Below are 14,710 nucleotides of genomic sequence, written 5' to 3' on the forward strand. Positions count from 1 at the left end.
TTATCATTTTTTGGCTTCCGAGGCCATAGAATCGATATTATTTAGAGTTTCTAAAGACTTAATTTCACTTAAATCTCTACTTGATAGATCAGATACAATTCTTTTATTTCGTATTGCAACAAGAGCAAATGGTGCAATTCTAATATTTACGCCAATCTTTAGTTGTCTATTATCTTCACCCTTTGGTAGCTCAATCATATCAATTATATCAAATTGTCTAAAAAGCTCATCTGTTATTATTTGCGTTAAATCAGCATTTACTGAAAACTGCATCAGCGTATCTTTAATATCCTTGTAATCATTTTCGACATAAAGGGCCAAACGCTCCTTTAACTTCTTGATCGACTTATCATCGTTTCCAACATGAGCGATTTTGTATTGCTCATAAATCCATTTGATATCAGTACGAGGAATATTAATATCAAAATGTAGGCCTAACATATTATTGATATCACTTGCCTTATCAAACTCTCCATGAAGAACATTGAAATTAATCTGAGGAAAGCTTTTATGATAAACAAAGTAGTTATTTACTTCTTTATCAACTTGCATAACTAGGGCCTCTTCGTAAGAGAGCTTTTTAGAATTTGATTTCAGATAATCTGATGCCCAAAAATCCCATAGGCCATCATTTGACAATGAAATATAGTCCTTAATTGTTTTTGAATCATGAGTCCATACATTAAAATCAGGTATGCGAGTAACAAGGGCCAAGAACTGACCAATTAAGCGCGGCCTCTCTTCTTTAAATTCATCAAGAGCACTCACTAACTCAGGACTAACTTCTGTCGAATATTTAGGAGAAGAGAAACGAAATTTTTCACAATACGCTAGTTTGAAATCAAAATTTAAATTGGCAGAACCAACTGGTCGGATGATTCCATTTTGAATTTTTGTGATTTCTTTTGGACGACAAATTTGATTGCGACAAAGCGCCCCTTTTTTGTCAGACAATTTATCATCATAGCTATTAGTATCTAGGCCACTTAATTCACGGATGATAAAACTCATAACAGCGGAAGAAGAAAGAAATTTTGAAAGCTCTCTAGGATACTCAACTTGACCTCCCCAAGAGCATGCGTGTGAAAAAATCCCTGTCGTATAATAAAGTTCATTAACAAGAATTTCATTTTCACTTTGTAGCTTATTAAGTTTATCTGTAAATAATTTCTTTCTTTGATCTATTGGCAAGAATATTTCGCCTTCGTCTTTGAAGTAATTATCGAAATGATACTTTATAAGACGATGTCCCATTAAAGTTATATTTTGCGAACACTTTGAGATGAGAGATCTTACTAAATTATCATATTGCTCGCTATCAAATTGAAGTTTCTTGGCATAAGTCGCTATTGCATGCATCGAATACGTCATCATCTTATACTGAAGAGTTGCCATGATAGTGCGATAAAACTCGTCTCTTTCAAGGCCATTTTTAAAGTATAATTTTGCGCTATTTTCACGACAAAAATAATCAAGTTTCTCATCTTCAAGATAAAATTTTCTATAATCATTTAAGAGATCAAAGTTTTCTTTTGAATTTTTAACGCGAGATTGTTCGATTGATTTACTCAGATTATCAAAAATCATATCCCCTTGCTTGTTTAAAACAAGGCTATCGGCAGCTTGTGAATAAAGAGACAGCAGACCAAATAAGCTCACAAAAACAATGCGCATATAATTTAAGAATTTTGCGAAAACATCCATGTAAAATCCATTTAAAGTTTCCCTTAAGTTATCGGAATTATTCCCGAAAGGTTTAATAGGAAATTTAAAAGAATTAAAATATGAAAATAATTTCACTAAAGGCCATTCTTATACTCATTAGCTTATCATTACTAAGTGAAATGATTCGTGCCCAATCGTATTCTTCGATTATTTCCAGACAAGCAAAAAGAGAACTTAATCCTCCATACAATATTTATCATGAGATTGAGGCCGCCTACTTTAACGAAGGCCTACAACTTGATGATCGTAAAGACTTTCTCGATCAATTACGCGTGGCCAAGTCACTTTTAATAGACGGCCATTCCAACGATGCCATATTGGTATTAGAAAAGTTACTTGCAAAGACTAATAGTTATAAGAAAGAACTCCTTATTAAACGCTTCCTTGTTCTAGCATACTTTTCAGATGCTAGAGCAAAGGAGACAAGAGATACGCTTGCCTCTCTTCAAGATAATGCATCATGGTTTTATCAAAACTGTACACTAAGAATGGTTAGTGCCCTTTCTATGCCAAAGGAAATGGATTCAAAGGTTGAAGAAATATACAATAATTGCATTATTAGAGTACATAATAAAAACCCTTATCAAGATAATACATGGCTTAACTTGGTTTTAGAAAAACGCTTGAAAGGATATGTGAGATCAACACAAATACGAGATCTCATGGCCAGCAATAACTTAGATATCATTAAGACAGTTCTAAGATATGGAATCTTTTTTAAAGAACATGAGAGAGTGTTAAAGCATTATGGAAAAATCCCTGTTGATTTCTATGCTGATCCAATGCTTAGAACTTTAGTTGCAGTAAACCTTTATAATGCAGGAAAATATGATCAGGCTTTAAAACTTGCGCAATCAATAGATAATACGAATACAAACAAGATTAAAGGCCATATGGAAGTTCATAAAGGTGACATTAAAACGGCCTATTCACACTATATCTCTAACTTGATTTTAAAACCTGAATCAATTGTAAATAATAAGTTACTATTAGCTGCCGCATGGCTTAGTGGTAACTTTAGAAACGCAAGGGTTGCCCTATCAAAGATACCCGTATCAGACTCTTTATCGAGAGAGAAAGAGTTATTGAGAATAAATATTCTTATTAAAGAAGGTAAATTTAAGGAGGCCGTCTATCTGATGAATAATCTTGATATTCGTTACAACAAAAGACTTCCTTATGAAGCAGCTATTTTAAGTACATATTTAAAACTGTTAAATAACGATCAAAACTGGGTACAATTGAGTGATAAATCGTGCCTGAATAAGAATATCATCAGTTGTTGGTTACACATGCAATCGAAACTTTGGAATAACTTTACAACTGAAGTCATAAGAAAAGACCAAAAAATGGAATCTAAAACAATACAGGACCGACTTGAGGCGATGATAGCACCTGTCTCAGATAAGAAATTCGAAGAGCCTGTCTTAATTTATCAAAAAGATATTTACGAGCTTGATCTAGCTCAGTACCCAAAACTTGGGCACTGATAAAAATCTTTTCTTAAAAAGAATAGCGATAGCCAATATTTAATACCGCTCCACTCATATCAACATCACTATCATTTCCACCACCAGAAATTGAATATGAATGGGCCAGATAATCAAATTCCGCAAAAATGAAACTAGCACGATTTAGCCAGTAATCGGCCTTAGCTCCAAAATAGAAACCAATCCCACTATCAACATCAAATCCATCATCAGCATTAGCAAGATTATACTTAGCACCGGCGCGTGCAAAAAGATCTAATTTATCTAGATTAATTACTTTTAGACCAAACTCCCCGATAAAATTAGTTAGAGTTGCACTTACAATACTTGAACTAGCACTAAGTACGATAGGCTCCTCATCAATTGACAGTTGTCCGCTAAGATAGAAAATATGGCCGAATTGATAATCAAGACCTAAATTCATTTGATAAAAACGTTCGATATTATTTGAAAAAGCAGAGGTTTCAAAATTTTCATTTAATAGTCTAAATTTTGCAAATGGCCTAAAACTTCCATTACCAATCAAAGCTAAACTTAGCTCAATACCACGCTTACTCAGTTCAAAATCACCTGAACCATAACCGTAAGTATAACCTTGGTTAACGAGTGAAAGGCCAATGATATTTGAAGAAAATCTTTCTGCCGTAGTCATTTTCTTTCCACTTACATTTTTATAACTGGCCAATAAGAGATTTGACTTTAAAAGATTATTTAATTGATTTTGCTTCTCAATTGACTCATGAGTATTGTTGAGCACAACAAAGCCACGATTTGGATCAAGAGTCAGATTTTTAGGTGCAATAAAGTTTCCATTTGAACCATTAATGCGGCCGATTTCACGGGCCTCATATACTCGGTATTCTTCGTTAAAAGTGGCATCTTTTTCAGGTGGAATATAAATTCCAGAAACTAAATCAATAAGGCCACCTGCCTTTGGCGCGTATCTTCTTTGATTAGCAGAGTACTGCCCGCGGTATGAACTAACTTGTTCTGCAGGCTTCATTAAGTTAGAAACTAAAGGATATGGTGCAATATTAAAATCATCACTATCAGTATCTTCAGAATAAACTGTCATATCAAGAAGTCTATTACTGTATAATCTTGATAATTGCAGAGGATTGATTTTTACAGGCATTGACACTGGTCTAGAATCGTGAAAAGTAGCACTATACTGTCCTCTAGCAACAGTTGAGACGTCCTTTAAGTTATCCCCAAAGAGAACTTCATTAATTTCCATGCTAAAGTTTTGGAGTTCATTATTTGTGCGAAACTTAAACTTGATCTTTTGCTCTTTAACGCTTCTTCTAAAAACAAGTCTTTCACCTGCACTAAATTTATGAGAACGATTAACTCTTTTCATATTGGCCTTACCTGTAAAAGTAAGAGCACCTGTTACGTTATTATAGATATTGTAGAGGATAAGAGAGTCAGAGTTTTCAAGTCCTACAAGAGCGCTATTAGTGCGCACAAAGACGCGATCAAATCGCCCCTCTCTTACCTTTCGCTGCTTTTTTGCCATGATTCTAACAAGGCCAGCATGAAGCGAAATAAAGTCACCTTCTGTCGCATTAATTAGTTCAATAGTAACCTTCGAATTTGGCCCTATAAAAATAGTATCACCGCGATCATTAACAAGGCGGGCATATGAATTATCTTCAGTAATGATAAGAGTGTCTTGAGAAAGTCCTATCTCTTGGGAAATTTTTGTTGCGTCAATTTGGCGTGAGCCATTCTTGCTAACGAGTGAAATATCACCACGTCCAGAATTTAACTTTATCGCTGCAAAGGTTTGAATTGAAAAGATTAACGATAAAACGAAGAGGGTACTTTTTGAAAGCATGAATATTCCTAAATTGACTTAAATTCTTATATCTAAAGATACTTCAATTTTACTTGAAAGTAATTTTAGGTCAATAAGCAATATAGATTACTCGTTAGTTATCTTCTTTAAACTCAATCCCATCAAAAAGATAAACAATGGACTTATCTTCAACGATAGTAGTGATTGAGACAGGTCTCTTCCAAACCTTGTAGATATTGGCCATTGTATCCTGGGCCTGCCCAACGTCAAGGTCTACTCCCTGGTGTACATGACGAAGAAGAAGCTCACCACGATTCTTATAATTTGCCGATTCCACTTCAATAATTGGTGTACCAAAATTTGTTAATTGATTAAGAAGCTTTGACTTAATTTCTTTGAAGTCACGCGTTTCAATTTCATTGCGTCCTGTACGCGAGTTATACTTATACGTAAAAAGCTGCATACGATTACAGAATTCTTCAGTAAAGAACTCATCAATGAAAGTAATATCATTATGAGTGCGTCTTACTTCGAAGATTTTCTCACGTCCCATATTTGTTTCAATATGCCAATTTTCTTTTTTATGAAGGTCTGTGCAATCTTGATACTCTTTTCCAAATTTTCCAGTATCCCAACGGTATTCAATGTCACGCATAAGCTCAATGCCGATCTTATATGGATTGATATTTTGCTTACTCATGGCCATTACACCAGAATGAATATCAGCAAAGTCGATAATTTCAGAACTATTTAAGGCCTTCTTAGTAAGAATCTTAGAGTGCCAGTAAGATGCCCACCCCTCATTCATAATTTTAGTCATTCTCTGTGGAAGAAAGTAATAAGCTTCCTCTCTTAGAATTCCAATGATATCCGCTTGCCAGTCTTCAATTGGAGCGTGATCAATTAGAAATTTCATAATATCACGTGTTCCACGAATTTCTTCATCAAGAAGCTCTAGTGGTGTTTTCTTAACTTCCACCTTATCGCTATCAAGGCCTGAGCGTGCCATTTTAGAATTCATAAATGACTTAAGAACTTGCGAGCGGTCATCCTTAAATTCAAATTCATCATCAGCAGATGTTCTTTGCTTCTCTTCACTTTGGAAGAGCACATTAACATCAAGTAGGTTTTCAAATGATAAGACTGTATCAATAAATTCTTCGACACGGTCTTGGCCATATTTATCCATATAACGACGAACTTTCGTTCCATGATTGGCCATAACATCCATCATGCGACGATCTGTTCCTCTAAACCAAGCATTATTCTTAAAGAAGTCAGCATGCCCATAAACGTGGGCCATAACAAGTTTCTGATCAACATAGCGATTAGAGCTTAAAAGATATGCATAGCAAGGGTCAGTATTGATTACAAGTTCGTATATTTTTTGAAAACCATAACGGTTTCCTTTAGCAAGACGATCATACTCGAGCCCGAATCTCCAGTGCGGGTAGCGAGAAGGAAAACCTCCATTTGCTGCTAAAATACAAACTGTATCGTAGTCACAAACTTCAAAAACAACAGGATAGAAATCAAGGCCATATTCTACTGCATAGCTATGAACCTCATCTCTTAATCTTGCAAGTTCTCCACTTAGTGGTTTAGTTCTTTCCATACTACTTATTACTGGAGTCACGCCTTACTTACCTTTTCCTAGAAAGTCTTTAATTGAATCTAGGATTGCTTCTTTATTTTTAATTTTACTCAAAATAACATCTTCGTGTTTTTCACCGAATTCTTTGGCGAGGTCCTTATAAAACTGACCTGAACCATAACGAGACTCTACTTGTCCGTAGAAGAATGCATTTGAGTTTGGAATAATTGAATTCTTTAAAATATCAAGACAAACCTTAGTGTCCTCTGCAGACCAGTTATCACCATCCGAAAAATGGAAAGGATAAATATTCCACTCATCTGAATTATAATCGCTAGCAATCATATCCTTACAAAGTTTAAGTGCCGATGAAATAAGAGTCCCACCACTTTCACGAGTTCTAAAGAATGTTTCTTCATCAACTTCTTTTGCCGTTGCATCATGAATGATATAGCGAATTTCAATATCTTTATACTGCGACTTAAGCCAGAGATTGATCCAAAAAGATTCTGTGCGAACAATTTCTTTTTGTTCATCCCCCATTGATCCTGAAACATCCATCATGTAGATTACAACTGCAGAGTTTTCAAATTCTATCTTTGAATCACTTGCACGGTAGCGCATATCACTTTTGATTGGAACAACGACAGGATTCTTTGGATCATATGTCCCCATTGCGATTTGTCGCTTTAGGGCCTCTTTAAAAGATCTCTTGTAATGCTTAAGTGAATCTGGTCCAACTGTACCGATACTTGTGTAGCGATCAACAGTTGACTGCATATTCTTCTTACCTTTAGGCTCGATCTTAGGAAGTGCTAGCTCATTTCCAAGAATTGAAGCAAGCTCATCTAAGCTCATTTCAACATCGAGGGCCTTATCACCTTCCTGCTCACCAGCTTCACCTGGCTCCCCTTGACCTTCTTGCGGTTCACCTTGTCCATCGACTGGATCACCTGGCTGGCCATCACCCTGTCCTGTTCCTCCTTGGCTTTTATCACCAAAGCGAAATTGAGGAGTGTTGATTGAAGGCATTGGAACTTTAAATTGCCCATTGCCCTTTGGAATTGGCATCTCACCGCCAGCAATATACTTTCTTAGATTATCACGCACCTTTCCTTTAATAATTTTTCGAAAACGTGCGTGGTCTCTTTTAATCGGGTGATCCATTAACTCTCCAGTTGTGGAGGTGCTAAGTCCTAAGATTTAGCACTGTCTCCTTTTGCAAATATACTAGCGACGTAATTAAGAGCGTCAGTTGCTGAAATTTCACAGTAACCATAGTTCTTAATTAGACGAGACTTGATAACATCAATCTTCTCTTGTGTTTCTTTATCAACAACATTAGAGATGATTGTTGTAAGTTTAATCGCATCTTTTTGATCTTCAAAAAGCTTAAGCTCAAGTGCACGGTGTAGTCTTTCATTCATTTTGTAATCGAATTGTTTACCTTCGATTGCAAGAGCACCGATGTAGTTCATGATCTCACGTCTGAAGTCATCCTTGCGAGATTCAGCAATGTCGATCTTCTCTTCAATGCTTCTCATGAAACGCTCATCCGCTTCTTCAAGTTTACCTGTGTACTTGTTGCGAACCTTCTCTTTTTGAGTGTAGGCCTTAACGTTATCAATATAATTTGCACATAGAGTCTCAATTGCAGTTTCATCAAGAGAGATAGCTTTTTGAACATCATTTTTAACAATGTCTGTATACTCTTGGCGAACGATTGCTAGCATCTCACGATACTTATCTACTGCCTCTGGATTATTTGCCATAGAATTTTTAAGTCCAGACTCAAGTTCATTGAAAACCATAAATGGGTTTAGTGAACCAGTGTGTCCATACTTAACAAGAGCGTTAGAAATTTTATCTTGGATATAACGAGGAGAAATACCTTCTAAACCTTCTCTTACCGCTTCTTTACGAAGCTCTTTTACGTTGTCTTCATTATACCCAGTAAGAGTCTTACCGTTATAAAGCTTAAGTTTTTGAACAAGAGTAAGGTCTGCTTTCTTTGGCTCTTCCATTCTTGTTAAAACTGCCCACATTGCTGCCATATCTAAAGTATGTGGAGCGATGTGAACATGAGGGATTTTTTCAGCATTAAAATCACGCTGATAAATTCTCACTTCATTATCAAGACGAGTAATATAAGGAATATCAATTTTTACAGTACGGTCACGTAGAGCTTCCATAAATTCGTTATTTTGAAGCTTTCTAAATTCAGGCTCATTTGTGTGACCAAGAATGACAAGGTCAATATCTGTTTGAGCAAATTTCTTTGGCTTAATTGACTGTTCCTGAGACGCTCCTAGTAGGTCATAAAGGAAAGCAACATCAAGCTTTAACATTTCGATGAATTCGATAATACCACGGTTAGCGATATTGAATTCCCCATCGAAGTTAAAGGCGCGAGGATCTGAATCAGATCCGTATTGAGCGATTTTTCTATAGTTGATATCACCTGTTAGTTCAGTTGAATCTTGGTTTTTCTCATCTTTAGGTTGGAAAGTACCAATACCTAGACGATCCTTTTCAGAAAGAATAAGTCTCTTAACACGGATGTGATTTTCCATAACTTTCATGAAGTCACCGTCATATTTAATCATGTACTCATTTAAGATATAACGGTCAGCAGGACAAACTTCTCCGCGAATTTTAATTTTTTGTTCTTTATTACCCTTATTCATTGCTTCAATGAATTCTTTTCTTACTTCATGTGGAATTAGCTTTAATGGGTCTTCATGCATTGGAGATGGAAAAACTTTTTGACCACCAAGAATGTCTGATTCTTCTTCGTCATACCATTCGAAAGTATAAAGAGCTCCCTCATCTGTTCTTGAGTAGTGTTCAAGACCTTTTTTAAGATTTCTTGCAATTGATGATTTAGCAGAACCTACTGGACCGTGAAGTAGTAATACCCTTTTTTCAGTTCCGTAACCAAGAGCAGCGGCCTTGAAAAAGTTTACTAATTTCATTAAGTGTACATCAATCCCAAAAACGGCATCTTTACCATTTCCAATTGGATCATCAAAGAAGTGATATCTAGTAATTTCTTTTTTATATTCTAGGTATGTGCTCGTTCCAAAAGTCATGATCATATCAAAAATTCTTTGGAATGAATTACGTGCGATTCGAGGATCTTCAGATACAAGATCTACATATTCTTGAAAACTTCCTGTCCAGTGTAAGTGAGCAAAGTCTTCAACTTTGTAGTTCTCACTCATAAAGTCTTTCATATTCATTTTAGTCATATTTTCTCCATCCATGATTTGCATTCTCTGCAAGCTAAATTCCTAAATATATTATAACGTGAAAAACTAAGTAAGATCAAAGGTAAGTATAAAAAAAATATGTAGTGACTTTTTGACACCGTAAAACAATCAAGTAATCACTAAATTTACTAGGCAAATTCTTGGCAAAATTGAAGTCAAACAAAAGCATTTGACTAAAATCTGTATCCATTTGAAAATATAAGAATTACAGATTAAGAATTGTTGAGGGATTACAAGGGTGAACATGGAAATTATTTGTGCCGGCGTATCAGATATTGGCCGCAAGAGAGAAACCAATCAGGACTCTATTTACGTTGGAAATTCAAGTAAACTCTATATTGTAGCAGATGGCATGGGTGGACACTCTGGAGGTGAACTCGCTTCTACAATGGCAATTAAATATATTGCAGAGAAAGTTAAAGAACTAAAAGCTGCCAGCACTGATATCTCAGAAGTACTTAAAGATTCTGTTCACTTTGCAAATGAAAAAATCAAAAACTATGCGGATGAAGAACCATCGCTAAAAGGAATGGGAACAACTGTTGTTGGAATTCTTTTTGGAAAAGATAAAGCAAGTATTGCAAATGTTGGAGACTCTCGTGCTTATGTCATTACTCAAGGTCAAATTTTTCAACTAACAAAAGATCATTCAGTTATTCAAGAAAAAATAAATTTTGGAATTTATACCCGCGATCAAGCAGCAAATGATCCGAATAAGAATTACTTGTCTCGAACGGTTGGTTTTGAATCAGGAATTGAAGTCGACCTTTATGATTACAAACCTAGTAAAGGTGATATTTTTCTACTCTGCTCTGACGGACTTCATGGAAAGCTAAGCGATGAAGATATTCTTTTCATCATTAATGACATGATCAAAAAGAACGACGATCTAAGTCATCAGCTCATTCACGACTGTGCACAGACACTTGTTAGACAGGCCAACGAACACGGTGGTCAGGACAATATATCTGTAATCTTAGCTGTAGTTAATTAATCTTAACTTTCACTACTTGAGAGAAATATTTCGTCTCAATGTGTCATAGATTAATGTCTTGCAAACTGTTATCAAGAAACCTACAATAAACATCAGAAATTATTGAAAATTCAAGGAAGTAATTTTGAGTCGTTTTTACACAATTATGGTAATTCCTGAAAAAGAAAAAGGAGTTAAGTCATTTCGCATACCGCGCGTGATCTTCAACTCTGTATTATTCTTCATAGTTATCATTGTAGCAGTTATTGGAATTCTCACTTTTGACTATATAAAGATCCTTAAGCAGGTATACGAAAATCGTCACTTGAGTATTGAAAACCGTCAGCTTAAAGAGCAAATCCAGCTCTTTAATATGAAGCTCAATACTTTAACCGATGATATTGAACGTATTCAAAAAATCGAAAGTAAATTAAGAGTCATCTCTGGTTTTAAAGATTTTGATCTGACAAAGCCTGTAATGCAGAACTCTGATGAACAAGAGGCCCAAGAAGGTGATCACGGCCATAATCATTCGGCACCATCAAATCCATCTCGTAACCCACAATCTGTTCTCATTCCGCAAAGAGACCAGGAGTTAATGGACAAAGTTAAGTCGGAACTAAAGGAACTCAAAACAGTTGAGGAATTTAGTGACATCAATGATCTGTATGAAAGAAAGATCGCTACTAATTTTGGTCTAACTTCTGGTTATAGCTTCACAAAGGAATGGAGTAGCTTAATTAAACAAAGTTTTAAGTTAGCTGAAAACTTCGCGTTTTTTGATTATCGATATTCAATTCTACGCAAGATTTCAGGTGACTTAGAGATTCGTGTTAATGAGCTCGATCAATTCTTACTTGATCGCGAATCTTTTTTAAGATCAACGCCAACTCTACTTCCGGCCCGAGGCTGGATAACTTCGTACTACGGTCCACGTATGAGTCACTACTCAAAACGTGTAAAGATGCACGAAGGCCTAGACGTCGGTGCACCAATTGGAACAATCATCTTAGCGCCAGCGGATGGTATCGTTAAAGTATCAAAGAAAAATTACGGTTTTGGAAACCACGTTGAAATAGATCATGGATACGGTATAACTACAGTTTACGGACATAATTCAGAAAACATCGTTGTAAAAGGCCAAAAGGTCAAACGGGGGCAACCAATTGCAAAAGTTGGAAACTCCGGTTTATCGACAGGCCCCCACTTACACTACGAAATTCGTGTAAATGGAACGCCGGTGGACCCTCTCTATTATGTACTGGATTAATTAGGAGAAATTTAAATGTTTAATCCGCTTAAGTCTTTTTTTGGCACGAAACACGATCGTGACATCAAGAAAATCATGCCAATTGTTAATGAAATCAACTCACTTGAAGCACAGATGGAAAAGCTTAGTGATGAGGAACTAAAGGCCCAAACGACTAAGTTTAAGCAACGCCTAAGTGAAGGAGCAACTCTTGAACAACTTCTTCCTGAAGCATTTGCGACAGTAAGAGAAGCTGCAAAGCGTGTTCTTGGTATGCGTCCATACGATGTTCAGATCATTGGTGGTATTGTTCTTTTTAAAGGGATTATTGCGGAGATGAAAACAGGGGAAGGTAAGACTCTTACTGCGACTCTGCCTCTTTATCTAAAAGCTCTTGAAGGAAAAGGTGCTCACCTTGTAACAGTTAACGACTACCTTGCTAGCCGTGATGCTAAAGAGATGGGTGTTCTTTATAACTGGCTTGGATTAACTACTGGTTGCATCATTGCAGACATGGAAGATGAAGAGCGCCAAGCGGCTTACGCTTCAGACATTACATACGGAACAAATAACGAATTTGCTTTCGATTATCTAAGAGACAATATGAAATTCTCACTTGAAGAATATGTTCAAAGAGATTTTCACTACTGTATCGTGGATGAGGTTGACTCGATTCTAATCGATGAGGCCAGAACTCCCCTATTAATTTCAGGTCCAAGTGAAGGTGACTCAACACTTTATGGTGTTGCAAATAAAGTTATTCCACAGCTTACTGTCGAAAAACATTTCACGATTGATGAAAAATCAATGTCTGCTGTTTTCACAGAAGAAGGAATTTTAAAAGTACAAGAGCTAATGAAAGTTGATAATCTTTACGATATCGAAAACTCAGCTCTTCTTCACCACTTAAATCAGGCCCTTCGTGCTCACCACTTATTTAAAAGAGATGCTAATTACATCATTAAAGATGGTGAAGTCATTATCGTTGATGAATTCACAGGGCGTCTTAAAACAGGTTCTCGTTGGTCAGATGGACTTCACCAAGCGATCGAGGCGAAAGAAGGCGTAGAGATTAAGCAAGAAAACCAAACTCTTGCATCAATCACTTTCCAAAACTACTTCAAAATGTACTCAAACCTAGCAGGTATGACAGGTACAGCAGATACGGAAGCGGAAGAATTTAAAAAGATCTATGATCTCGATGTAATTGTTATTCCTACAAATCTTCCAATTGCTCGTGTTGATGAAGCTGATGTTATCTATAAGAATAAGCAAGCAAAGTATAGAGCAATTATTAAGCTTCTAAGAGAATTAAATGAGAAAGGTCAACCGGTTCTAGTTGGGACAATTACAGTTGATTCTTCTAACCTACTTTCTCAAGAACTTGAAAAAGCTGGTATTCCACACAATGTACTAAATGCTAAGCAACACGGTAGAGAAGCGGCCATCATTGAAAATGCTGGTCAAAAAGGTGCCGTTACTATTGCAACAAATATGGCAGGTCGTGGTACCGACATTAAAATTAATGACGAAGTAAAGGCCCTTGGCGGTCTATATATCCTTTGTACAGAAAGACACGAGTCACGTCGAATTGACAACCAACTTCGTGGTCGTTCTGGACGTCAAGGAGACCCAGGACGTTCAAAATTCTTCCTATCGCTTGAAGATGATTTAATGAGAATTTTCGGAAGTGATCGTATAGCAAAGGTTATGAACACTCTTGGGATGGAAGAGGATGAGCCTATTGAGCACAAGATGATCACTAATGCGATTGCTAAAGCTCAAAAGAAAGTTGAAACTCATAACTTTGAAATCAGAAAGCACCTTCTTGACTTTGATAACGTTATGAATGAACAACGTCGTGTTATCTACCGTATCCGTCGTGACATCCTTTCAGATGAAGACAACCTTGGATTCGTAAAAGAGATGACAGAAGATGTTGCAGATAACTTATATGAAAATTATCGCCCGCAAAAGAAAGTTCCATTAGAAGACCTTCCTTGGGAAGATATGAAGTCTGGCTTTAGTGCAACTTTTAACACTGAATATGAAGTAAGCGCTGTAGAATGTTCAGAAAAATTTGAAGGAAATGTTAGTAAGTACTTTGAAGAAAGAGCTAAGGAAATCCTAGAAAGCAAATTAGCTGGATACGATGATAGACAAGTAACTTTAGCTCTTAGAGAAATTCTACTATCAACTTTTGATCAACACTGGAAGGATCACTTAAGAAATATGGATCACCTTAAAGAAGGGATCAATCTTAAGGCCTACGCACAAAAAGACCCTCTTACAGAATATAAGAGAGAAGCATTTAACCTTTTTGAACAAATGCGTGTTGATGTAAAAGCAAGTGTTGTACGCAACATGTTTACTGTTCGTCTTTACACTCAAGAAGAAATTGAGGAACTAAGACGTGAGCAAGAAGAAGCACTACAAAGACAATTAGAACTTCTAAAAGCACAAAGAATTGCTGAAGAAGAAGGTCTAGATGAGCCTGTACAACAACAAGCTCCACGCTCTCGTGGCCAAGTTAAAGTTGGAAGAAACGATGCTTGTCCATGTGGTTCTGGAAAGAAATTTAAACACTGTCACGGATCATAATTAAT

Annotated in this window: 9 protein-coding genes; 4 read left to right on the top strand and 5 right to left on the bottom strand. The window is 36.3% G+C overall.

The window, feature by feature from the left end; genetic code table 11:
- Positions 1–3 precede the first annotated feature (3 nt).
- Entirely contained in the window at positions 4–1,704 is a 1,701-nt protein-coding gene (locus ABMA70_RS02000) for a hypothetical protein (protein ID WP_392991844.1), read from the bottom strand.
- Positions 1,705–1,784: 80 nt separating this feature from the next.
- Between ABMA70_RS02000 and ABMA70_RS02005 the strand changes: the two genes are divergently transcribed.
- A complete protein-coding gene (locus ABMA70_RS02005) occupies positions 1,785–3,215 on the top strand; it encodes a hypothetical protein (protein WP_392991842.1) in 1,431 nt (476 codons plus the stop codon).
- Positions 3,216–3,228: 13 nt separating this feature from the next.
- Here the strand turns inward: ABMA70_RS02005 and ABMA70_RS02010 are convergent, their stop codons facing one another.
- From ABMA70_RS02010 to ABMA70_RS02025, 4 genes are all read right to left on the bottom strand, one after another.
- Positions 3,229–5,055 (bottom strand): hypothetical protein, encoded by a 1,827-nt coding sequence (locus ABMA70_RS02010; protein WP_392991840.1) that lies wholly within the window; start codon positions 5,053–5,055, stop codon positions 3,229–3,231.
- A gap of 94 nt (positions 5,056–5,149) precedes the next feature.
- Positions 5,150–6,631 (bottom strand): SpoVR family protein, encoded by a 1,482-nt coding sequence (locus tag ABMA70_RS02015; protein WP_103217311.1) that lies wholly within the window; start codon positions 6,629–6,631, stop codon positions 5,150–5,152.
- A gap of 24 nt (positions 6,632–6,655) precedes the next feature.
- Positions 6,656–7,777, bottom strand: coding sequence for a DUF444 family protein (locus tag ABMA70_RS02020; protein ID WP_103217312.1), 1,122 nt, complete (start codon positions 7,775–7,777; stop codon positions 6,656–6,658).
- Between the two features lie 29 nt (positions 7,778–7,806).
- Positions 7,807–9,861, bottom strand: a complete 2,055-nt coding sequence (locus ABMA70_RS02025) for a PrkA family serine protein kinase (protein WP_103217572.1) — start codon at positions 9,859–9,861, stop codon at positions 7,807–7,809.
- A 265-nt stretch (positions 9,862–10,126) separates the two neighbouring features.
- On the opposite strand from ABMA70_RS02025, the gene ABMA70_RS02030 reads away from it, so the two are divergent.
- From ABMA70_RS02030 to secA, 3 genes are all read left to right on the top strand, one after another.
- Positions 10,127–10,876, top strand: a complete 750-nt coding sequence (locus ABMA70_RS02030; RefSeq protein WP_103217313.1) for a Stp1/IreP family PP2C-type Ser/Thr phosphatase — start codon at positions 10,127–10,129, stop codon at positions 10,874–10,876.
- A gap of 124 nt (positions 10,877–11,000) precedes the next feature.
- Entirely contained in the window at positions 11,001–12,125 is a 1,125-nt protein-coding gene (locus ABMA70_RS02035) for a M23 family metallopeptidase (protein WP_146037805.1), read from the top strand.
- Positions 12,126–12,140: 15 nt separating this feature from the next.
- Positions 12,141–14,705 carry a preprotein translocase subunit SecA gene (secA, locus tag ABMA70_RS02040; protein ID WP_103217315.1) on the top strand — a complete coding sequence of 855 codons (2,565 nt, stop codon included), beginning with the start codon at positions 12,141–12,143 and terminating at the stop codon, positions 14,703–14,705.
- Positions 14,706–14,710: the final 5 nt, after the last annotated feature.

The sequence above is a fragment of the Halobacteriovorax sp. XZX-3 genome (assembly GCF_043196495.1).
Taxonomy (GTDB): Bacteria; Bdellovibrionota; Bacteriovoracia; order Bacteriovoracales; family Bacteriovoracaceae; genus Halobacteriovorax_A.